The following is a 20,042-nucleotide window of genomic DNA, read 5'->3' as shown; positions in this document are numbered from 1 at the left end:
TGCGCGGACGGAAGGACTTTACCTACGATGAGCCAGGTTCGCGTTACCGAACGCGGTCAGGAGGATGAGTGTCCACTGTCGTCATCCGGCGGCCGCCGCGGCGGCCGGCACCACAGATACCAGCGGGTGAGCTGCCGGTCGAGGCACCACCGGAGATCCCGGCCGGCACCGGCGGACGCTGGCAGCAGATGCTGATGGTGCTGCCGATGCTCGGTGGCACGGTCGCGATGGCGATGATGTTCGGCCGGGGCGGCGGTGCCTACTCGTACGTGGTCGGTGGCATGTTCGGCCTCTCCTCGCTGGCCATGCTGGTGACCACCTGGGGCAGTGCCTCGGGCAGCCCCAGGAAGTCCGAGATGATGGCGGCCCGCCGCGAGTACCTGCGGCACCTGACGACGCTGCGACGCCAGGTTCGGCAGACCGTGACGCGGCAGCGCGCCGGCCTCTACTACCGGCATCCGGATCCGGCGCTGCTCTGGTCGACCGTGGACAGCCATCGGGTCTGGGAGCGACGTCCCACCGATCCGGATTTCGCGGTGGTGCGGGTCGGGGTCGGGCCGCAGACCCTGGCCACCCCGTTGGTTCCGCCGGTCACCCGCCCACTGGAGGAGCTGGAGCCGATGACGGCCGGCGCGCTGCGCCGCTTCCTCGACGCGTACTCCGTGGTGCCCGACCTGCCGGTGGCCGTGTCGCTGCGCAGCTTCGCCCGGATCTTCGTCCGGGGCACGCCGACCGGCCCGACGGGGTCGGCGGAGGCACAGGCGCTGGTCCGGGCGATGCTCACCCAGCTCGCGGTGTTCCACGCCCCGGACGAGCTGCTCGTCGCCGTCTGCGCCGGACCGGAACGCCGCGGTGCCTGGGAGTGGGTCAAGTGGCTGCCGCACGCGCAGCACCCGACCCGCAGCGACGCTCTCGGCCCGGTGCGCCTGGTGACCAGTTCGGCGGTCGAGTTGGAACGCCTGCTCGACGAGGTGCTGGCCCCCCGGTCCCGGTTCAACCCGGCCGGTCCCGCCACCGACGGGCCGCACCTGGTGGTCGTCCTGGACGGTGGCGACCTCACCGGCACCAGCGAACTGGCCGGGGACGGCGGCATCGACGCGGTCACCCTGATCGACCTGGGCACCCCACCACCCCGGCTGCTCGACCGCTTCGCCCTGCTCCTCGAGCTGCGCGGGGGCCGGCTGCGTTCGCACTCGGCGGACGGTCCCGCGGAGGTCGGCGGCCCCGACGCACTGGCGCTCGCCGAGGCCGAGGCGGTGGCCCGCCGGTTGGCACCGCTGCGCCTGGCCGCCGCCACCCGCAGGACGGACGCGACGCCCGGCGTCGAGCCGGGGCTGCCGGAACTGCTCGGCATCGGCGACCCGGAGAACTTCACGGCCGACCAGGGCTGGGCCCCGCGATCGGCGCGGGACCGACTGCGGGCGCCCATCGGCGTCGGCGTGGACGGCGGTGCGGTCGAGCTGGATCTCAAGGAGTCGGTGCAGGACGGCATGGGCCCGCACGGGCTGCTCATCGGCGCCACCGGCTCCGGCAAGTCCGAATTGCTGCGTACGCTGGTGCTCGGGCTGGCCGCCAGCCACTCCTCTGAACAGCTCAACTTCGTGCTGGTCGACTTCAAGGGTGGGGCGACCTTCGCCTCCTTCGACCGGCTGCCGCACACCGCTGCGGTGATCACCAACCTGGCCGACGCGCTGCCCCTGGTCGACCGCATGGTCGACGCGATCAACGGCGAACTGGTCCGCCGGCAGGAACTGCTGCGCCGGGCCGGCAACTTCGCCAGCCTGCGCGACTACGAGCGGGCCCGGGCCGGGGGCAGCCCGCTGGCTCCACTGCCATCACTGCTGCTGATCTGCGACGAGTTCTCCGAACTGCTGTCGGCCAAGCCCGACTTCATCGACCTGTTCGTCCAGATCGGTCGGCTGGGCCGGTCGTTGGGCGTACATCTGCTGCTGGCTTCGCAGCGGCTGGAGGAGGGCCGGCTGCGTGGGCTGGACACCCACCTGTCGTACCGGATCGGTCTGCGGACCTTCTCCGCGCTGGAGTCCCGGACGGTGCTCGGGGTGCCCGACGCACACCAGTTGCCCCGCTCGCCGGGGCACGGCTACCTGCGCTTCGGCACCGAGCCGCTGGTGCGGTTCAAGGCCGCCTACGTCTCCGGGCCGGTACGCCGGCGCGGCGCGGAGGCCACCGCGGCCGGACCGGCCCGACCTCGGCTGCTCACCTTCTCCACCCACTTCACGCCCGCCCCGCCGTCCCCCGCGCCCGTTGTCGAGCCGGAGGAGGAGAACCAGGAGACCCTGCTGGACCTGTTCGTCGCGCGGCTCGCCGGGCAGGGCCCCCCGGCCCACCAGGTGTGGCTGCCGCCGCTGGATGGCGCACCCGCGCTGGACGAACTGGTCGGGCCGCTCGTGCTGGACCCACACCGTGGGCTGACCTTTGGCAATCCGGAGTTGCACGGGGCGCTGCAGGTGCCGGTGGCCGTGGTCGACAAGCCGTACGAGCAGCGCCGCGACGTGCTCTGGCTGGCGCTGGACGGCGCGGCGGGCCACGTCGCGGTCGTCGGCGGTACGCAGAGCGGCAAGTCCACCACGCTCCGCACGATGATCTGCGCGTTGGCGCTCACCCACACCCCGACCGAGGTCCAGGTCTACTGTCTCGACTTCGGCGGCGGCGGGCTGGCCGCGCTGCGTGACCTGCCCCAGGTCGGCGGGGTCACCGGCCGGACCGACCCCACCGGCGTGCGACGCACGGTGGGCGAGATGGCCACCCTGCTGGCCGATCGGGAACGCACCTTCGCCGAAGTCGGGGTGGAGTCGATCAGCGCCTGGCGACAGCGCCGCGCCGCCCGGGCCCGGGCCGGTGAGCCCGGTGACGACCTCTTCGGTGACGTCTTCCTCGTCGTCGACGGGTGGGCCACCCTGCGCACGGAGTACGACGACCTCGAACCGTTGATCACCGACCTCGCCACCCGCGGCCTGTCGTACGGCCTGCACGTGGTGGCGAGCGCGGTGCGCTGGCTGGATTTCCGTCCGGCCATCCGGGACCTCTTCGGTTCCCGGTTGGAGCTGCGCCTCGGTGATCCGTCCGACTCGCTGGTCGCCCGCCGCGCGGCGGGCGACGTACCGGAGCAGAAGCCGGGGCGCGGCATCACCGCCGAGAGCCTGCACTTCCTCACCGCGCTGCCGCGCTCCGCCGACTCGGACACTGTCGGCCTCGTGCGGCGGGTGCGGGAAGCCTGGTCCGGGCCGGCGGCCCCGCGGGTGCGGCTCCTTCCTGCGGTGCTGCCGTACGCCGACCTCGACCTCGACGCCACCACCGGGCTGCGGATCCCGATCGGGATCGCCGAGGCGGATCTGCGTCCGGTCGTCCTCGACTTCGCCGCCGAGCCGCACTTCGTGGTCTACGGCGACGCCGAGTGCGGCAAGTCGTCGTTCCTGCGCGCCCTGGCCACCTCGATCGTCACCCGGTTCACCCCGGAACAGGCTCGGGTGATCCTGGTGGACTATCGGCGCAGCCTGCTCGGTGTCATCGAGACACCGCACCTGATCGGGTACGGCACGGCGGCGGCGCACGCCACCGAGCTGATCGAGTCGGCCGCCGGCTACATGCAGGGCCGGATCCCCGGCCCGGAGGTCAATCCGGCACAGCTGCGCGACCGGTCCTGGTGGTCCGGGCCGGAGCTGTTCGTCCTGGTCGACGACTACGACCTGATCGCCAGTGGACCGGCGAATCCGCTGCGGGCCCTGGAGGAGCACCTGCCGCAGGCCCGGGACGTCGGACTGCACCTGGTGCTGGTACGGCGGTGCGGCGGTGCCGGCCGCGCCCAGTACGAGCCCGTTGTGCAGCGGCTGCGCGAACTGTCCACCTCGGGCCTGGTGATGTCGGGCAACCCGGAGGAGGGCGCGCTGCTCGGCGCGGTGCGCCCCGGTCCACTGCCGCCCGGACGCGGCCGGCTGCTCACCCGTCGCGAGGGGGTACGCCTGGTCCAGTTGGCCCACCTACCGCCACAGTGACCCGGAGTCCACGGAACGCCCCTGAAACCGGGACGGAACCGGTAATCTCCGATCGTCATGTGTCCTGCGACGAATGGCTGAGAATGTGACCAGGGTGCGGCACGTCGGCTCGATCGGGCCTCGACTGTTCGCTCACCGGGCGCTGCTCGCGACGGTGGCCACCACACTGTCGGCCGCCGTCACGGTCGTCCCCGCCACCGCCATGCCGGTCGCCTCACCCGCCTTCGGCGTCCCGGTGGCGTACGCGCCCGCAGACGTCATCGAACGCGCCGACCAGATCCGCGACGAACAGTGGCAACTCGACAAACTGGGCGCGGAGATCGCCTGGCGGACCTCGACCGGGCGCGGGGTCACCGTCGCCGTCATCGATTCCGGGGTGGACGGGTCCCATCCGGATCTGGTCGGCCGGGTACTCCCCGGGCTCGACCTGGTCTCCGCGGATGGCTCGGCCGAGCCGGATCCGGTCGGCCACGGCACGACGGTGGCCGGCCTGATCGCGGGGCGCAACGACGACCGGCAGGGCGTGGTCGGGCTGGCGCCGGAGGCCCGGATCCTGCCCGTGCGGGTGCTCGACGAGGAGAACCGCTACGACGACGCCCTCATCGTGGCCAAGGGCGTACGGTGGGCGGTCGACAACGGAGCGCGTGTGATCAACCTGTCCCTCGGCGGCAGTGGCGACAGTGCCGCCCTGGCCGCTGCCATCGACTACGCCTTCGCCCGTGACGTGGTGGTGGTCGCCTGTACCGGCAACCTCGTCACCTCGCCGGACGCAAAGGTGTGGTACCCGGCCCGCGAGCCCGGCGTGCTCGCGGTCTCCGGCCTCGAACGCAACAGCAACAACCTGTGGAGCGGCGCGATCACCGGCCGCGCCACCATCCTCACCGCTCCGGCCAGCGGACTCGTCGGCGCTCGCCCCCCTTCCGGCTACTGGCGGGTGCAGGGCACCAGCTTCGCCGCGCCGCTGGTCGCCGCGACCGCGGCCCTGGTCCGGTCCCGTTATCCGCAGATGTCCGCCGGCGACGTGGTCAACCGGCTGCTGGTCACCGCCAAGGACATCGGCCCCACCGGCCGCGACGACCGGTTCGGCTACGGCCTGGTCGACCCGATCGCGGCACTCACCGCCGACGTGCCGCTGATCCACCACAACCCGCTGGACGACAACGACTCGCCGGGGGTCAGCGGGTTCGGTGCGGCGCCCGGCCTGACCCGGGTGGACGACCCGGACGCCGAACAACTCGGCCTGAGCGGGCCGCGCCAGGAGGCCCGGTGGCGGGCTCGGGCCGCCGGGGCACCGGACGATGCCGCCACGGAACGGCTCTGGATCGGCTCGGCGATCTTCGTCGCGCTGCTCACCGGTGCCGCGTTCATGGTGCGCCGGTTCCGGCAGTCGCAGCGCTGACCGGAGACCGTCAGGTGCAGTCGCCGGTGCCGACACCGCGGGTACGCTGCGCGCCTTCCAGCGCCACCGAGCGGGCCTCGGCGGCGGTCACCGCGAAGCCGGTGTTCGGGTCGTCGGCCGCCGCCGCGAAGATCACCCCGAGCACCAGACCGTTCGACGAGACCAACGGTCCACCCGAGTTGCCGCTGCGTACCAGCGCCCGGATCGTGTAGATCTCCCGGGTGACGTTGCCCGAGGAGTAGATGTCCGGGCCGGTGATCCGGTCGACGTCGCGGATCCGCGCCGACTGTGCGTTGTACGGCCCGTCCAGCGGGAACCCGAGCACGATGGCGTCCGCGCCGCTGGAGGTGTTGCCGGCAGCGAACCGCATCGACGGGCCGGGCAGCCCGGGGACGTACAGCACGGCCAGGTCCCGGTTCGGGTCGTAGACGACGACCTCACCCTCGTACCGGTCGCCGCGCAGTTCCACCGCGACGGCGCGGGTGCCGGCGACCACGTGGGCGTTGGTCATCACCCGGTCGTCGGCGTAGACGAAGCCGGAGCCCTCGATCCGCCGGGAACAGCTCGGTGCGGAGCCGAGCACCTTGACCACCGACCGCTGGCCGTTGGCCACCACCTCGGAGCCGGCGAGGGCCGGGTCGGGCGGTTCGACCTGTCGGGCCTGGGTACGCCGCAGGCCGTCGAAGACATCCGGGAAGCCGTTGGTGTCGACGGTGTTCCGCAGCGCTCTGGACAGCTGCTGGGCCTGGTCGGGCATGACGGCGTCCACCGCCCGCAGCAGCGCGCTGTTCTTCACCGAGGCGGCGAGCCAGGGCAGCGAGGAGGAGCCGAGCGGCACCGCGACCAGCCAGGCGACCAGGAGCACCGCGAAGAGCGAGACGAAGGCGCCGCCGACGTCGTCGATCCGCCGGCCCACGTCGCTGGCGATCGTGCGGCGCAGGTGCGAACCGAGCCAGCCGGCGAGCGCCTGGCCGACCACGGCCAGACCGAAGATGGCGACCAGTGAGATGAGTACCCGGTTGCCGCTGTCCACGAACTGCTGGGCGAACATCGGCCCGATCTGGAGGCCGATCAGGGCGCCCAGGAAGAACCCGGAGAACGACAGCACCCCGATGACGAACCCCTGCCGGTATCCGCTGATCGCGAACACGAGCATGAGTAACAGCAGTACGAGATCCACGGCCGACACGGCTCAAGCGTACGGGCCGGTGGCTCGCGGGATGACGATCGCTTGCGGAAGGTGACGGCCCGATCAGCGGACCGCGCTCTCGTCGGCCTCGTCCGTACCGGCCGACGGGGCCGGTGACGCCGCGACCGGCGGCAGGTCGATCACCCGGTCACGCGGCCACGGCCGGCTCCAGCCGCCCATGTCCAGCAACGCCGCCAGCACCCCGGCGGTGAAACCCCAGACGAGCATTCCGCGTACGGAGAACGCGGGCCCCACCCAGCCGCTCGGGTGGCGTACCTGAACCCGGTTGTCGGGGTCGACCAGCTCGGCGATCGGCAGCCGGGCCACGTGGGCGACCTCGGCCGGCTGCCGCGGATGCACCGGGTGGGGCGCGTGCCACCAGGCGAGCACCGGGGTCACCACGAATTCGCTGACCGGGATCCACAGCCTCGGCAGCTCGGCCAGCAGGGTGACGCTGGCCAGATCGAGGTCGACCTCCTCGTTGGCCTCGCGCAGCGCGGTCGCGGCGGCGTCGGCGTCCTCCGGATCGGCGGCCCCGCCGGGAAAGGCCGGTTCGCCGGCGTGTCTGCGCAGCGTGGCGGCCCGCTGGAGGATCAGCACGTCCGGGCCGGTGTCGGTCGCCTCGCCGAGCAGCACCAGCACGGCGCTCTCCCGGCCACCGTGTTCCGGCGTGCGCAGGCGGGTGAAGTCCTCGCGGCGCGCGGTGCCGAGCCGGACCAGCAGCGGCGTCACCCAGGCTGGCGGCTGCCGCTGCCCACCGTTCGCCGTCGGGCCGTGACTCACGCCGGTACCTCGCTCACGCCGGCACCGTGATGTCGAGGTGCTGCCGGACGAGCTCGGCGAGCCGGGCGTCGTCCAGCGCGCCGGAGGTGTCGAGGTGCCGGATCCGCCCGTCGGCGGCGACGAACATGGTCAGCGGAAACGCGTTGCGGCGCAGCCTCTGCTGCAGCGCAGCACCCTGGTCGAAGAGCATCGGGAAGCGGATGCCGAAGTCCTCGCCGATGGACTGCGCGGCCTCGCGGCCGTCCCGGGTGTTCACCCCGATGACCCGCAGCTGCCCCTCGCTGCGCTCGCTGAGCCGTTGAAAGGCGGGCAGTTCCTTGCGGCAGGGCGCACACCACGAGGCCCAGATGTTGATCACAGCCGGACCGGCCACGTCCCGCAGGGCGACCGGGGTGCCACCGGTGAAGCAGGTGAGGGTCAGCTCGGGCAGCAGATCAGCGGCTGCGCCCCCGTCGCCGGTGCCGGCCGGGCCGCCGGTGAGGGCGGTGCAGTCCTCGAAGGGCGACGGCCGGCTGGCTGCCGCCTCCTGCCGGCTGGGCGGGGCCGCCTCGGGCTCGGCGGTGCAGCCGGTCGTGACCAGCAGCATCAGCGACACGGAGAGCAGGGCGAGTCGGCGGATCACGGCGCCTCCGCCCGGACCGCCTGCACGGGCACCAGGTCGGGGTCGACCCCGGCGGCGGCCGCGAGGTCGCGGGCCCGGGGACCCTTGAGCAGCTTCGCGGCGGCGGCCGACTCGGTCGGCCCGGTGCCGTACGACGGGCAGAGCTTCGCCAGCGTGCACGCCCCGCAGGCGGGCTTGCGGGCGTGGCAGACCCGGCGGCCGTGGAAGATGATCCGGTGCGACAGCATGGTCCAGTCGCGCTTCGGGAACATCGCTCCGATCGCGTGCTCGATCTTGACGGGGTCGGTTTCGGTGGTCAGCCGCCAGCGTTGCACCAGCCGCTGGAAATGGGTGTCGACGGTGATGCCGGGCACGTCGAAGGCGTTGCCGAGGATGACGTTGGCGGTCTTACGGCCGACCCCGGGCAGCGTCACCAGGTCGGCCAGCCGGCCGGGAACCTGTCCGTCGTACCGCTCGACGAGCGCCTGACCGAGCTGGATCAGTGAGCTGGTCTTGTTGCGGTAGAAGCCGGTGGGCCGGATCAGGTCCTCCAGCTCGGCGCGGTCCGCCCCGGCGTAGTCGGCGGCGGTCGGGTAGCGGGCGAAGAGCTTGGGCGTGACCTCGTTGACCTTCTTGTCCGTGCACTGGGCCGAGAGGATGGTCGCGACGGCCAGCTCCAGTGGGCTGGAGTGGTGCAGCTCACAGTGCGCGTCGGGATGTGTCTCGGCAAGCACACGGCCGATCCGCCGCGCCCGGCGGGTACGCCCGAGGTCGGTCTCGATGGCACTTCTGGTCACGACGGCCAGCCTACGTCGTCGCTCCGACTCGCCGGCCGGCCCCGGAGCCGACCCGGCGATCGACCGCCTCGGCGAGCAGCAGCGACCGGACGCGGAACTGGCCGCCGGGATCGCCGCGTCCCGGAACGGGATCAGTCGGCGTCCGGCGGTCTGATCTTCCCGGAGTCGTCGAACCGTGCGCCGGACTCGGGGAAGTCGAGCTCGGTGAGCTCCCGGAGCAGCCCGAGGCCCCGGTCGTCGGGGTCCATCGTCGGTTTGCGGGCGTCGTTCATGTAGGTGGAGACGAACGAGCCGCCGGCCCAACTGCCGTCCGGGTTGAGCTTGACCTTGAGCACTCCACCCCAGCCGAGCCGGCCGTTGTTGCTCAGCGAGTTGCCGCCGCCCGCGAAGTTGCCCAGGCTGTACGCGATCAATCGACCCTTGTAGAACTCCATGCCGCGCAGCACGTGCGGACCATGGCCGACCACCAGGTCGGCCCCGGAGTCGATCATCGCCCGGGAGAACTTGACCGGATCGCCCCGGTTCTCGCCGAGGAACATCTCGGTGCCGGGTCGGACCCGCGTCATCTCCGCGCCCTCGGCGCCCATGTGCACCTGCACCACGACGATGTCGGCCATGGTGGCGGCCTTGGCGATCACCTTCTTCGCGGCCGGGATGTCGACCAGGCTGTTCGACCAGGCGTACGAGGAGAAGCCGGCGACCGCCACCTGGACGCCCTTGACGTCGACCACGGTGATCTGGTCAGGCGCCCCGGTGTGCGCGAGACCGTGCTTCTCCAGGGCCTTCTGGGTGTTCTCGTACCCTTTCGGCCCGAAGTCGTTGCCGTGGTTGTTGGCCTGGTTGAGCAGGTCGAACCCGGCGTCGGCCAGATGGGCGGCGTACTCGGGCGGGGCTCGGAACTGGAAGCAGCGGGTGGAGTTCGCCCCGCACTTGCCGGTGCCGGTGTCCACGGTCAACGGCTCTTCCAGGTTGCCCATCACCAGGTCGGCGGCGAGCGCCTTCTTGACCGAGTCGAAGAAGCCCTTGCCGTTGTTGGGCGGCAGCCGGTTGGGTGCCATCGCCATGACGATGTCGCCGGTGGCGGAGAGCGAGATCGGCTTGACCACGGGGGCGCTCGACTCGACCGGCCCGCCGGTGGCACCGCCGCCCGCGCCGGGTTGCCAGACCGGCCGTTCGCCGAAGTCTCCGCAACCCGCCAACAGAAGGGCGACGAGGAACGCGCCGACGGCGCCCAGGGTGCGGCGACGCGGACGGGAGGGAAGAGGGGCGGCAGCGTACATCGTGGGCGACGCTACCGGGCGGGCAACTCGGCCACGAGGGCCGATCGGGTGGGAGAATCAGCCCGGAAGCCGATCCGACCATGGAACGGTGTCGGCCCCCACCGCCAGCACCGCGGCGTGCACCGCCCGGGCCAGCGGCGCTCCCCAGGTCGAGCGCGGACCGCCGTAGTCGCAGACCGGCCCGTCCGGCGGGCAGAGGATGGTGACCGCGTCGGTCGGGGTGCCGGTGCCGGGCAGGCCCAGTTCCGCGATCGCCTGCGCCTTGGCCTCGGTGGCGGTGGCCACGGCGTTGACCAGCGCCGCGTCGCCGAGCCGAGCCGGGACGTACGCCACGATGTTGACCGTGCCGACCCGCTGCGGCACCGCCACGGCCGGGGCCGCCGCCGGAACCGGGGTGCCCAGCCCGACGGTCGCCCAGACCCGCACGCCGCCGTCCGACCGCGTCACCACCTCGCCGACGTCCACCCCGGTCAGCAGGCCCACCCCCGGCCCGTCGAGCCCGAGCCGCCGGGCCATGCCGGCCAGGTGGTCGGCGGGGTCGTCCCGGTCGTACGACATCGGCACGGTCGCGTTCAGCACCCACCGTCGTACGCCCAGCCCGCCGCCCAGCGGCGCGGTGCTGACCGCCCGCAGGGGACGTCCGGCACGCCACACGAGCAGCGGAACGTCCCGCCCGTTCTCGTGGCGCTCGGTCAGCAGGGGGTCACTCAGCACGCCGTGACCCTACGGCCGGTGACGCCGTCGGCCGGCAGCGGCCCGAACCGGGCGGACCGACGGGGCAACGGCCTGCGCCGGCCGACGGGGGCCGCGGCCCGCACCGGCGCGAAACACCACCGGGTGATACCGACGGCGACGTCACATCCAACGATCAAGATTCCAGGGGTGCACCTCCGATTCCTGCTCACGTGCGCCTAGACTGGTCGGCGCGCGACGGATCAGCGGACGGCAGACCCCGCCGACGGACGGCACGCGTAACCGGAGGTGCGCGATGGACGAGGTACTGGCCCGCAGCGGAATCTTCCAGGGCGTCGACCCGGAGGCGGCCGAGGCGCTCGCCAAGGAGATGGAGACGGTCGAGATCCGCAAGGGCGAGGTCGTCTTCAACGAGGGCGAGCCCGGCGACAGCCTCTACATCCTGCTGTCTGGCAAGATCAAGGTAGGCCGCCGGGCAGCGGACGGCCGGCAGAACCTGATCGCGGTGATGGGTCCTTCGGACATGGTCGGTGAGCTGTCGCTGTTCGACCCGGGCCCGCGTACGGCGACCGCCACCGCGGTCACCGACAGCCGCCTGGCCCGGCTGCGCAAGCAGGCCCTGCGCCCCTGGCTGAACAACCGCCCGGAGATCGCCGAGCAGTTGCTGCGGGTGCTCGCCCGCCGGCTGCGCCGGACCAACGACGCGCTCGCCGACCTGATCTTCACCGACGTGCCCGGCCGGGTCGCGAAGAACCTGCTCCAGATGGCGGGTCGGTTCGGCACCCGGGACGGCGGCGTGCTGCGGGTGACGCACGACCTGACCCAGGAGGAGATCGCCCAGCTCGTCGGCGCCTCCCGCGAGACGGTCAACAAGGCCCTAGCGGACTTCGCCTCGCGCGGCTGGCTCCGACTGGACGGCAAGAGCATCATCATCCTGGACCCGGAACGCCTGGCCCGCCGCGCCCGCGTCTGACGTCCGGCCGGGTCACCGGAGCTTCCCGCCTGCCCGCTCCCGACGCGGCGGCATTCGTGACCGGCAGGGCCCTCGCTGGCCGGGCTGTCCGGCCACCGGGACAGGTCCCGGACCGGATCGTCTCGGTCACCGCAAAAAAAGTCAGGCTTGACTGTTTGTTTTGATGGCGTCAGGCTGACGACCATGCGCCACGCATCGACGCGCGCCCCTCAACAGGAACGCAGTCGGGCCACCCAGGCCCGGCTGCTGGAGGCGACCGTCGACTGCCTGGTCAAGCACGGCTGGTCCGGCACCACCACCACCGTCGTGGCGGCCCGGGCCGGCGTCTCCCGGGGCGCCCAACTGCACCACTACCCGACCCGGACCGCCCTGGTCACCGCCGCCGTCGGCCACCTCACCGAGCGCCGGGCGGCGGAGCTGCGCGCCGAGGCGGACGCGCTGCCGGCCGGCGCCGACCGGCTGGACCGGGTGGTGGACCTGCTCGCCGCCGCCTTCACCGGGCCGCTCTTCGTCGCGGCACTGGAGCTGTGGGTGGCCGCCCGCACCGATGCCGAGTTGCGCGCCGCCCTGCTGCCGCTCGAAACCCGGATCGGCCGGGAGATGCACCGGCTGACCGTCGACCTGCTCGGGGTGGACGAGCGGCGGCCAGGCGTACGCGAGGCCGTGCAGGCCACCCTCGACCTGCTGCGCGGGCTCGGCGTGGCCAACCTGCTCAGCGACGACTCGACCCGCCGGGCCACGCTGCTGCACGCCTGGAAACACCAGCTGGCCACCCTGCTCACCACCGCGTACACACCCACCTGACCGGACCAACCCGCCCGGAGGCATCATGGTCGACCTGACCGCACTGCTCACGGATCTGGCCGCCGAGTCCGAGCAGCTCGACGCGCTCGTCGCACCGCTGCCGTCACCGGATTGGGCGCGGCCGACCCCGGCGGTGGGCTGGACGATCGCCCACCAGATCGCCCACCTGGCGTGGACCGATGAGGCAGCCCGCCTCGCCGCGACCGACGCCGATGCGTTCCACGCCTCGGTTGCCTCCGCGCCGGACCCGGCCCGGCTGGTCGACGCCGGGGCGGAGGCGTTCCTCGCCCCGCCCGACGTGTTGTTGACCCGCTGGCGGGCCGGCCGCTCGGCGCTCGCCACCGCCCTCGCCGCCGCCGGGGAGAAGTTGCCCTGGTACGGCACCCGCATGTCACCGGCCTCGATGGCGACCGCCCGGATCATGGAGACCTGGGCGCACGGCGAGGACGTGGCCGAGGCACTCGGCGTCACCCGGCCCGTCACCGACCGGCTGCGGCACATCGCGTACCTCGGCTTCCGTACCGTCGGACACAGCTTCGCCGCCCACGGCCGGGCGGTGCCCACGGCGCCGGTCCGGGTGGAGTTGGTCGCGCCCACCGGGGTGACCTGGTCCTTCGGTCCGGCGAACGCGGCCGACCGGGTCACCGGTCCGGCGCTCGACTTCTGCCTGCTGGTGACGCGGCGCCGGCACCGCGCCGACCTCGCCCTGGTCGCCACCGGGCCGGTCGCCGACGGGTGGTTGGACGTGGCCCAGGCGTTCGCCGGTCCGCCCGGCACCAAAAGGCGGCCCCGATGAGCGCGAGGAGCGCAGCGCAGCGGAGCCCCGCAGCCGCGAATGAAAGACGGCCCCGATGAGCGGGGTGCTGCGCGTCGGCAACGCCTCCGGCTTTTACGGTGACCGGTTCTCCGCGTGGCGGGGGATGCTCGACGGCGGCGAACTGGACGTGCTGACCGGCGACTACCTGGCCGAGTTGACCATGCTCATCCTCGGCCGGGACCGGATGCGTGATCCCGACCTGGGCTACGCGAAGACGTTCCTGCGGCAGCTTGAGGGCTGTCTCGACACCGCGCTCGACCGCCGGGTCAGGCTGGTCACCAACGCCGGTGGACTCAACCCTGCGGGGTTGGCCACCGCGATCCGTGCGCTCGCCGACCGCCTCGGCCTCCCTGTCCGGATCGGGTACGTCGAGGGCGATGCCCTGGCCCGACCGGACGCACTCAGCGCGAACGCGTACCTCGGGGCGTTCGGCATCGCCGCCTGCCTGGACGCCGGGGCGGACGTGGTGGTGACCGGTCGGGTCACCGACGCCTCGCTGGTCGTGGGCCCGGCCATCGCGCGCTTCGGTTGGGGACGCGACGACCTCGACGCGCTGGCCGGAGCCACCGTCGCCGGGCACCTGATCGAGTGCGGGGCGCAGGTCACCGGGGGCAATTTCAGCTTCTTCATTGAACTGCCCGACGGCGGGCACCGGCCGGGCTTCCCGATCGCCGAGCTGCACCCGGACGGCTCGGCGGTGCTCACCAAGCATCCCGGTACCGGCGGCGCGGTCACCGTCGAGACGGTCACCGCCCAGTTGCTGTACGAGGTCGGCGGTCCGGCATACCTCGGGCCGGACGTGGTGACCCACCTGGACACCGTGCGACTGGCCCAGGACGGGCCGGACCGGGTAAGGGTGTCCGGCGTGCGGGGGACGTCACCGCCGGAGACGCTCAAGGTCGGCGTCAACACCCTGGGCGGTTTCCGCAACTCGATGACCTTCGTACTCTGCGGGCTCGACATCCCTGCCAAGGCGGCCCTGGTCCGGGCGCAACTGGAGGAGGCAGTCGGCAGGGACGGGCTGGAATTCGTGCTGGCCCGCACCGATCACCCGGACGCCGCCGACACTGAGACGGCCAGCTCGCTGCTGCACGTACACCTGCGCGACGGTGACCGGGCGCGGGCCGGTCGGGCGTTCTCGGCGGCGGCGGTGGAGCTGGCCCTGGCCTCCTACCCGGGCTGCACGCTGACCACACCACCCGGCGACGCGATTCCGTACGGCGTCTTCACCGCCGACACCGTGCCGCAGGACGCGGTCGCCCACGTCGCGGTGCTGCCGGACGGCACCCGGGTCCCGATCGTCCCGCCGCCGGTGACGTGTTTGGAGGGGGCCCCTTTACTACACCAGGCGTTAACAGGGGGCCCCTCCTTACCGGGCAGTGGGGTGAGTCGACGGGCGGCGCTGGGCACGGTGGTGGGGGCGCGTTCGGGTGACAAGGGCGGCGACGCGAACCTCGGCGTCTGGGCGCGTACGGATGCGACCTGGGCCTGGCTGCGCGGCTGGCTCACGGTGGAGCGGCTGGCGGAACTGTTGCCGGAGACCGCTCCGTTGACCGTCACACGGCACGAACTGCCGAACCTGCGGGCGGTCAACTTCGTGATCGAGGGGCTGCTCGGGCCGGGGGTGGCCGCCTCCACCCGGTTCGATCCGCAGGCCAAGGCGCTCGGCGAGTTGCTCCGCTCCCGGATCATCGACCTGCCGGCCCACCTGCATCCAAAATCATGAACGAGATCGCCGCGAGGGGCACCCGGCTGTGACCACACTCGACAGCGCGATCGACCCTGCCTCGCCGGCCTTCCGGGCCAACCGGGAGGCGCTGCTGGAGCGCCTTGCCGAACTGGACGTCGCGCTCGACCAGGCCCGGGCCGGCGGCGGCGAGAAGTACGTGACCCGGCACCACAAACGCGGCAAGCTGCTGCCCCGGGAGCGCATCGAGCTGCTGCTGGACGCGGACAGCCCGTTCCTGGAACTTTCCCCGGTCGCGGCGTACGGCACCGACTTTCCGGTCGGGGCCAGCGTGGTCACCGGGATCGGCGTGGTCGAGGGCGTCGAGTGCCTGGTCATCGCCAACGACCCGACGGTACGCGGCGGCGCGGTCAACCCATGGTCGCTCGCCAAGACCCGACGGGCCGGCGAGATCGCCCTGGCCAACCGCCTGCCGATGGTGAACCTGGTCGAGTCGGCCGGCGCGGACCTGCCCACCCAGGCGGAGATCTTCATCCCGGGCGGCCGGGTGTTCCGCGACCTGACCCTGCTCTCGGCCGCGAAGATCCCCACGGTCAGCGTGGTCTTCGGCAACGCCACGGCCGGCGGCGCGTACGTGCCCGGGATGTCGGACCTCACCATCATGATCCGCGACCGCTCGCAGGTCTACCTGGCCGGGCCGCCGCTGGTCAAGATGGCTACCGGCGAGGACGCCGAGGACGAGTCGCTGGGCGGCGCGGCGATGCACGCCACCGCCTCCGGCCTGGCCGACTTCCTCGCCGCCGACGAGCGGGACGGCATCCGGCTGGCCCGGCAGTGCGTACGCCGGTTGAACTGGCGCAAGCATGGTCCCGGGCCGCGCAACCCGTGCCCGCAGCCACCGAGGTACGACCCGGAGGAGTTGCTCGGCATCGCCAGCTTCGACCTCAGGGTGCCCTTCGACCCGCGCGACGTCCTCGCCCGGGTGCTCGACGGCAGCGAGTTCGACGAGTTCAAGCCGGCCTACGGCAGTGCGCTGGTCACCGGCTGGGGCGAGTTGCACGGCTACCCGGTCGGCGTCCTCGCCAACGCCCGGGGTGTGCTGTTCAGCGCGGAGGCGCAGAAGGCGGCGCAGTTCATCCAGCTCGCCAACCAGTCCGACACCTCGCTGATCTTCCTGCAGAACACCACCGGCTACATGGTCGGCACCGAGTACGAGCAACGCGGCATCATCAAGCACGGCGCACTCATGATCAACGCGGTGTCGAACTCGACGGTGCCGCACCTGACGGTCAACCTGGGCGCCTCGTACGGTGCGGGCAACTACGGGATGTGCGGCCGGGCGTACGAACCAAGGTTCCTGTTCACCTGGCCGAACGCCAAGTCGGCGGTGATGGGCCCGGCGCAGCTGGCCGGGGTGCTCTCCATCGTGGCCCGGCAGGCCGCCGCCGCGCGGGGACGCGAGTTCGACGAGGACTCGGACGCGGCGATGCGAATGATGGTGGAGCAGCAGATCGAGTCCCAGTCCGGCGCTCTGTTCCTCTCCGGGCGGCTCTACGACGACGGGGTGATCGACCCCCGCGACACCCGTACCGTCCTCGGGCTCTGCCTGTCGGCGATCCACAACGGCCCGGTCAAGGGCGCCGAGCGCTTCGGCGTCTTTCGAATGTGAGCGCGAGGAACGCAGCGAAACGGAGTAGTCCCGCAGTCGCGAACGAGAGGCAGGCTCAATGATCAGCAGGCTCCTGGTCGCCAACCGGGGCGAGATCGCCCGCCGGGTCTTCGCCACCTGCCGGGCGCTCGGCGTGCAGACGGTCGCCGTGCACTCCGACGCGGACGCCGAGGCACCCTTCGTCGCCGAGGCCGACCAGGCGGTCCGGCTGCCCGGGAACACGCCCGCCGAGACGTACCTCCGGATCGGGGCGATCCTCGACGCGGCCCGCCGGTCCGGCGCGGACGCCGTCCACCCCGGCTACGGCTTCCTCGCCGAGAACGCCGAATTCGCCACGGCGGTCGCCGACGCCGGTCTGACCTGGGTCGGGCCGCCCGCCCAGGCGATCGCCGCGATGGGCGACAAGCTGGCGGCGAAGGCGCTGCTCGCCGAGGCGGGCGTGCCGATGCTGCCCACCTGGACCGACGCCGCCCAGGTCACCGACTTTCCGGTGCTGGTGAAGGCGTCCGCCGGGGGCGGCGGGCGCGGCATGCGTGTGGTCCGCGACGCCGACGGGCTCGCCGAGGCCGTGTCCGGCGCGCGCCGCGAGGCGGCGTCGGCGTTCGGCGACGGCACGGTCTTCATCGAGCGGTACGTCGACAGCGGCCGGCACGTCGAGGTCCAGATCTTCGGCGACGCGTACGGGACGGTGGTGGCCCTGGGCGTGCGCGAGTGCTCGATCCAGCGCCGCCACCAGAAGATCGTCGAGGAGGCCCCGGGCGTCCTCCCGGACGGGGTGCGGGAGCGGCTGCACGAGGCGGCGGTGGCCGCCGGCCGGGCGGTCGACTACGTCGGGGCCGGCACGGTCGAGTTCCTGCTCGCCCCGGGCGGCGAGTTCTACTTCCTGGAGATGAACACCCGCCTCCAGGTAGAGCATCCGGTCACCGAGCTGACCACCGGCCTGGACCTGGTCCGGCTGCAACTGCTCGTCGCCGAGGGTTCGCCCCTGTCGCTGACCGCGGCCCCGCCGGCCGAGGGCCACGCCATCGAGGTACGCCTCTGCGCCGAGGACCCGGCCCAGGGGTACCGGCCGGCGACCGGCACCCTGCACCGGTTCGCCGTGCCCGGGGTGACCGCCGAGTTCGCGTCGGAGCGCGGCCTGCGGCTGGACTCCGGCGTGGTCGACGGGTCGGTGGTGACCGTCCACTACGACTCGATGCTCGCCAAGGTGATCGCCTGGGCGCCCACCCGCGCCGAGGCGGCCCGTGCGCTGGCCGGTGCCCTCGCCCGGGCCGAGTTGCACGGCGTGGCCACCAACCGGGACCTGCTGGTCCGCGTTCTGCGCAGCCCGCAGTTCGGCGCCGTCGACGTCGACACCGGTTTCCTGGACCGACACCCCGAGCTCTTCGCGCCCTTGCTGCCGGCCGGCGATGTTCCCCTGGTCGCCCTGGCGGCGGCCCTCGCCTCGGCCGCCGCCCGCCGGGCCTCGGCGCCGGTGCTGCGTGGGCTGCCGTCGGGCTGGCGAAACGTGCCCGCCTTCCCGCAGGTCACCCGCTTCACCGGCCGGGACGGCAACGAGATCGAAAGCCGGTACCGCCTGAATCGCGCAGGCGGCCTCGCCGAGTGGTCGGCGTCGCCGTCCCCCGCGGCTGCCGGCAACACCCCGGCTGCCGAGGGCAGCGCCGCCGACGCGATGCCGGCCGTAACCATGGTCGAGGCGTACCCGGAGCGGGTCGTGCTGGACGTGGCCGGGGTGCGGCGGGCGTACCGCGTACACCGGGTCGGGTCGGAGATCTTCGTGGACGGCCCGGACGGGGCCGCGCGCCTGGCCGAGCTGCCGCGCTTTCCCCTGCCGACCGCGAAGCTGGCCGCCGGGTCGCTGCTCGCGCCGCTGCCTGGCGTGGTGACCCGGGTGCACGTGGCGGTCGGCCAGCGGGTCGTCGCCGGTGACCCGCTGCTGATCCTGGAGGCGATGAAGCTGGAACACCCCGTGCTCGCCCCCGCCGACGGTGTGGTCGCCGAGCTGCCGGTCCCGGCCGGCGGCCGGGTCGACACCGGCGCCGTGCTCGCCGTGGTCAACCCCCTTGAGGAGGCTCAGCCATGAACTTCGACCTGACTGAAGAGCAGAATCAGCTGCGCGACGCCGTGCGGGCGCTGGGGAAGCGGTACGGCCACCGCTACTTTGTGGCGAAGGCCAAGGCCGGCGAGCACACCACAGAGCTGTGGCACGAAGCCGGGCGGCTCGGCTACCTGGGCGTCAACATCCCGACCGAGTACGGCGGCGGGGGCGGCGGCATCACCGAGCTCGCCGTCGTCTGCGAGGAGCTGGCGGCGGCCGGCTGCCCGCTGCTGCTGCTCGTGGTCTCTCCCGCCATCGCCGCCACCGTCATCAACCGGCACGGCACCGAGCGGCAGCGCAAGCGCCACCTGCCAGGCTTGGCGGACGGCTCCCAAAAGATCGTCTTCGCGATCACCGAACCGCAGGCCGGATCGAACTTCCACCGCCTCGCCACGGTGGCCCGCCGCGACGGCGACGACTGGGTGCTGTCGGGCCAGAAGTGCTACATCTCCGGCGTCGACGAGGCGGGGCACGTGCTGGTGGTGGCGCGCGTCGCCGACACGGACGACGGTGCCGACTCAGCGGACGCGACCCCGCAGAGGCTGAAGCCGGCGCTGTTCATCGTGCCGGCCGACGCGTCCGGGTTGACCTGGTCCAAGCTGGACATGGAGATCCTCTCCCCGGAGAACCAGTTCCTGCTCTACCTGGACGACGTTCGCCTGCCCGGCGACGCGCTGGTCGGCGAGTCGCTGGACGCCGGCCTGCTCGCGCTCTTCTCCGGCCTCAACCCGGAGCGGATCATGGTCGCCGCGATGGGCGCCGGCACCGGCCGGTACGCCATCGAACGCGCCTCGAAGTACACGGCCACGCGGACGGTGTGGGGCGGACGCTCGATCGGCTCCCACCAGGGCGTGTCGCATCCGCTCGCCCATGCCGCCGTGCAGGTGGAACTGTCCCGACTGATGATCCAGAAGGCTGCCGTGCTCTACGACGCCGGACGCGACCTGGAGGCCGGCGTCGCTGCCAACATGGCGAAGTACGCGGCCGGGGAGGCGGCGGCGCTGGCGGTGGACACGGCGGTGCAGGTGCACGGCGGCGCTGGCATGACCACGGAGTACGGGGTGGCGACGCTGCTGGGGGCGGTACGGGCCGGGCGGATCGCGCCGGTCAGCCGCGAGATGATCCTCAACTTCGTCGCCCAACACGTACTCGGCCAACCCAGGTCATACTGACGATCATTGCGAGCTGCGGGGGAACCCTCAGGGCAGGTTGCCAGCTCCAGGGTCCGGAAAAAGAGGT

General features: G+C 72.6%; 16 protein-coding genes. 10 read left to right on the top strand and 6 right to left on the bottom strand.

What is annotated here, in order from left to right; all coding sequences use genetic code 11:
• The first annotated feature begins 68 nt into the window (after window positions 1-68).
• Together eccCa and mycP are read left to right on the top strand one after the other, a co-directional pair.
• Window positions 69-4,013 (top strand): type VII secretion protein EccCa, encoded by a 3,945-nt coding sequence (gene eccCa / locus IEY61_RS25645; protein WP_189048778.1) that lies wholly within the window; start codon window positions 69-71, stop codon window positions 4,011-4,013.
• 73 nt (window positions 4,014-4,086) lie between these two features.
• Complete coding sequence (gene mycP / locus IEY61_RS25640) at window positions 4,087-5,412, top strand: type VII secretion-associated serine protease mycosin (protein WP_189048776.1); 1,326 nt, start codon at window positions 4,087-4,089, stop codon at window positions 5,410-5,412.
• 10 nt (window positions 5,413-5,422) lie between these two features.
• Here the strand turns inward: mycP and IEY61_RS25635 are convergent, their stop codons facing one another.
• The 4 genes from IEY61_RS25635 to nth form a co-directional block, all read right to left on the bottom strand.
• Window positions 5,423-6,601 carry a MarP family serine protease gene (locus tag IEY61_RS25635; protein WP_189048774.1) on the bottom strand — a complete coding sequence of 393 codons (1,179 nt, stop codon included), beginning with the start codon at window positions 6,599-6,601 and terminating at the stop codon, window positions 5,423-5,425.
• Between the two features lie 63 nt (window positions 6,602-6,664).
• On the bottom strand, window positions 6,665-7,384 hold the full coding sequence (locus IEY61_RS25630; protein WP_189048772.1) for an NUDIX hydrolase: 720 nt from the start codon (window positions 7,382-7,384) through the stop codon (window positions 6,665-6,667).
• Between the two features lie 13 nt (window positions 7,385-7,397).
• A complete protein-coding gene (locus IEY61_RS25625; RefSeq protein ID WP_373293217.1) occupies window positions 7,398-7,970 on the bottom strand; it encodes a TlpA family protein disulfide reductase in 573 nt (190 codons plus the stop codon).
• A gap of 32 nt (window positions 7,971-8,002) precedes the next feature.
• Window positions 8,003-8,782, bottom strand: a complete 780-nt coding sequence (gene nth / locus IEY61_RS25620) for an endonuclease III (RefSeq protein ID WP_189048768.1) — start codon at window positions 8,780-8,782, stop codon at window positions 8,003-8,005.
• Here nth and IEY61_RS25615 point away from each other — a divergent pair.
• A complete protein-coding gene (locus IEY61_RS25615) occupies window positions 8,766-8,936 on the top strand; it encodes a hypothetical protein (RefSeq protein WP_189048766.1) in 171 nt (56 codons plus the stop codon). The two genes, nth and IEY61_RS25615, sit on opposite strands and share 17 nt — an antisense overlap.
• On the opposite strand, the gene IEY61_RS25610 is transcribed toward IEY61_RS25615, so the two are convergent.
• Complete coding sequence (locus IEY61_RS25610; protein WP_189048764.1) at window positions 8,914-10,062, bottom strand: CapA family protein; 1,149 nt, start codon at window positions 10,060-10,062, stop codon at window positions 8,914-8,916. The genes IEY61_RS25615 and IEY61_RS25610 overlap by 23 nt on opposite strands.
• Window positions 10,063-10,119: 57 nt before the next feature.
• A complete protein-coding gene (locus IEY61_RS25605) occupies window positions 10,120-10,776 on the bottom strand; it encodes an adenosylcobinamide amidohydrolase (protein WP_189048762.1) in 657 nt (218 codons plus the stop codon).
• 274 nt (window positions 10,777-11,050) lie between these two features.
• Between IEY61_RS25605 and IEY61_RS25600 the strand changes: the two genes are divergently transcribed.
• The 7 genes from IEY61_RS25600 (at window position 11,051) to IEY61_RS25570 (ending at window position 19,975) form a co-directional block, all read left to right on the top strand.
• Window positions 11,051-11,728: a Crp/Fnr family transcriptional regulator gene (locus tag IEY61_RS25600; RefSeq protein WP_189048760.1), complete on the top strand. Its 678-nt coding sequence runs from the start codon at window positions 11,051-11,053 to the stop codon at window positions 11,726-11,728.
• 183 nt (window positions 11,729-11,911) lie between these two features.
• Complete coding sequence (locus tag IEY61_RS25595) at window positions 11,912-12,532, top strand: TetR/AcrR family transcriptional regulator (RefSeq protein ID WP_189048758.1); 621 nt, start codon at window positions 11,912-11,914, stop codon at window positions 12,530-12,532.
• A 25-nt stretch (window positions 12,533-12,557) separates the two neighbouring features.
• Window positions 12,558-13,328 (top strand): TIGR03084 family metal-binding protein, encoded by a 771-nt coding sequence (locus tag IEY61_RS25590; protein WP_189048756.1) that lies wholly within the window; start codon window positions 12,558-12,560, stop codon window positions 13,326-13,328.
• Between the two features lie 55 nt (window positions 13,329-13,383).
• Window positions 13,384-15,075, top strand: a complete 1,692-nt coding sequence (locus tag IEY61_RS25585; protein ID WP_189048754.1) for an acyclic terpene utilization AtuA family protein — start codon at window positions 13,384-13,386, stop codon at window positions 15,073-15,075.
• Window positions 15,076-15,103: 28 nt separating this feature from the next.
• Window positions 15,104-16,705, top strand: a complete 1,602-nt coding sequence (locus IEY61_RS25580) for an acyl-CoA carboxylase subunit beta (protein WP_189048752.1) — start codon at window positions 15,104-15,106, stop codon at window positions 16,703-16,705.
• Window positions 16,706-16,763: 58 nt separating this feature from the next.
• A complete protein-coding gene (locus IEY61_RS25575; protein WP_189048750.1) occupies window positions 16,764-18,788 on the top strand; it encodes an ATP-binding protein in 2,025 nt (674 codons plus the stop codon).
• Complete coding sequence (locus IEY61_RS25570; RefSeq protein ID WP_189048748.1) at window positions 18,785-19,975, top strand: acyl-CoA dehydrogenase family protein; 1,191 nt, start codon at window positions 18,785-18,787, stop codon at window positions 19,973-19,975. The genes IEY61_RS25575 and IEY61_RS25570 overlap by 4 nt, the downstream gene beginning before the upstream one ends.
• The last annotated feature ends 67 nt before the right edge of the window (window positions 19,976-20,042 follow it).

Origin of the sequence: Micromonospora sonchi, assembly GCF_014646235.1 — a bacterium.
In the GTDB taxonomy this organism is placed as follows: Bacteria; Actinomycetota; Actinomycetes; order Mycobacteriales; family Micromonosporaceae; genus Micromonospora; species Micromonospora sonchi.
The sequence above is the reverse complement of the archived record's forward strand: the minus strand, read 5'-3'. Positions and strand labels throughout refer to the sequence as shown.

Coding starts and splice junctions, on each gene's coding strand:
- mycP (WP_189048776.1), top strand. CDS start 4,087: ATGGCTGAGAATGTGACCAGGGTGCGGCACGTCGGCTCGATCGGGCCT.
- IEY61_RS25625 (WP_373293217.1), bottom strand. CDS start 7,970: ATGCTGCTGGTCACGACCGGCTGCACCGCCGAGCCCGAGGCGGCCCCG.
- IEY61_RS25615 (WP_189048766.1), top strand. CDS start 8,766: ATGGCACTTCTGGTCACGACGGCCAGCCTACGTCGTCGCTCCGACTCG.
- IEY61_RS25610 (WP_189048764.1), bottom strand. CDS start 10,062: ATGTACGCTGCCGCCCCTCTTCCCTCCCGTCCGCGTCGCCGCACCCTG.
- IEY61_RS25600 (WP_189048760.1), top strand. CDS start 11,051: ATGGACGAGGTACTGGCCCGCAGCGGAATCTTCCAGGGCGTCGACCCG.
- IEY61_RS25595 (WP_189048758.1), top strand. CDS start 11,912: ATGCGCCACGCATCGACGCGCGCCCCTCAACAGGAACGCAGTCGGGCC.
- IEY61_RS25590 (WP_189048756.1), top strand. CDS start 12,558: ATGGTCGACCTGACCGCACTGCTCACGGATCTGGCCGCCGAGTCCGAG.
- IEY61_RS25585 (WP_189048754.1), top strand. CDS start 13,384: ATGAGCGGGGTGCTGCGCGTCGGCAACGCCTCCGGCTTTTACGGTGAC.
- IEY61_RS25575 (WP_189048750.1), top strand. CDS start 16,764: ATGATCAGCAGGCTCCTGGTCGCCAACCGGGGCGAGATCGCCCGCCGG.
- IEY61_RS25570 (WP_189048748.1), top strand. CDS start 18,785: ATGAACTTCGACCTGACTGAAGAGCAGAATCAGCTGCGCGACGCCGTG.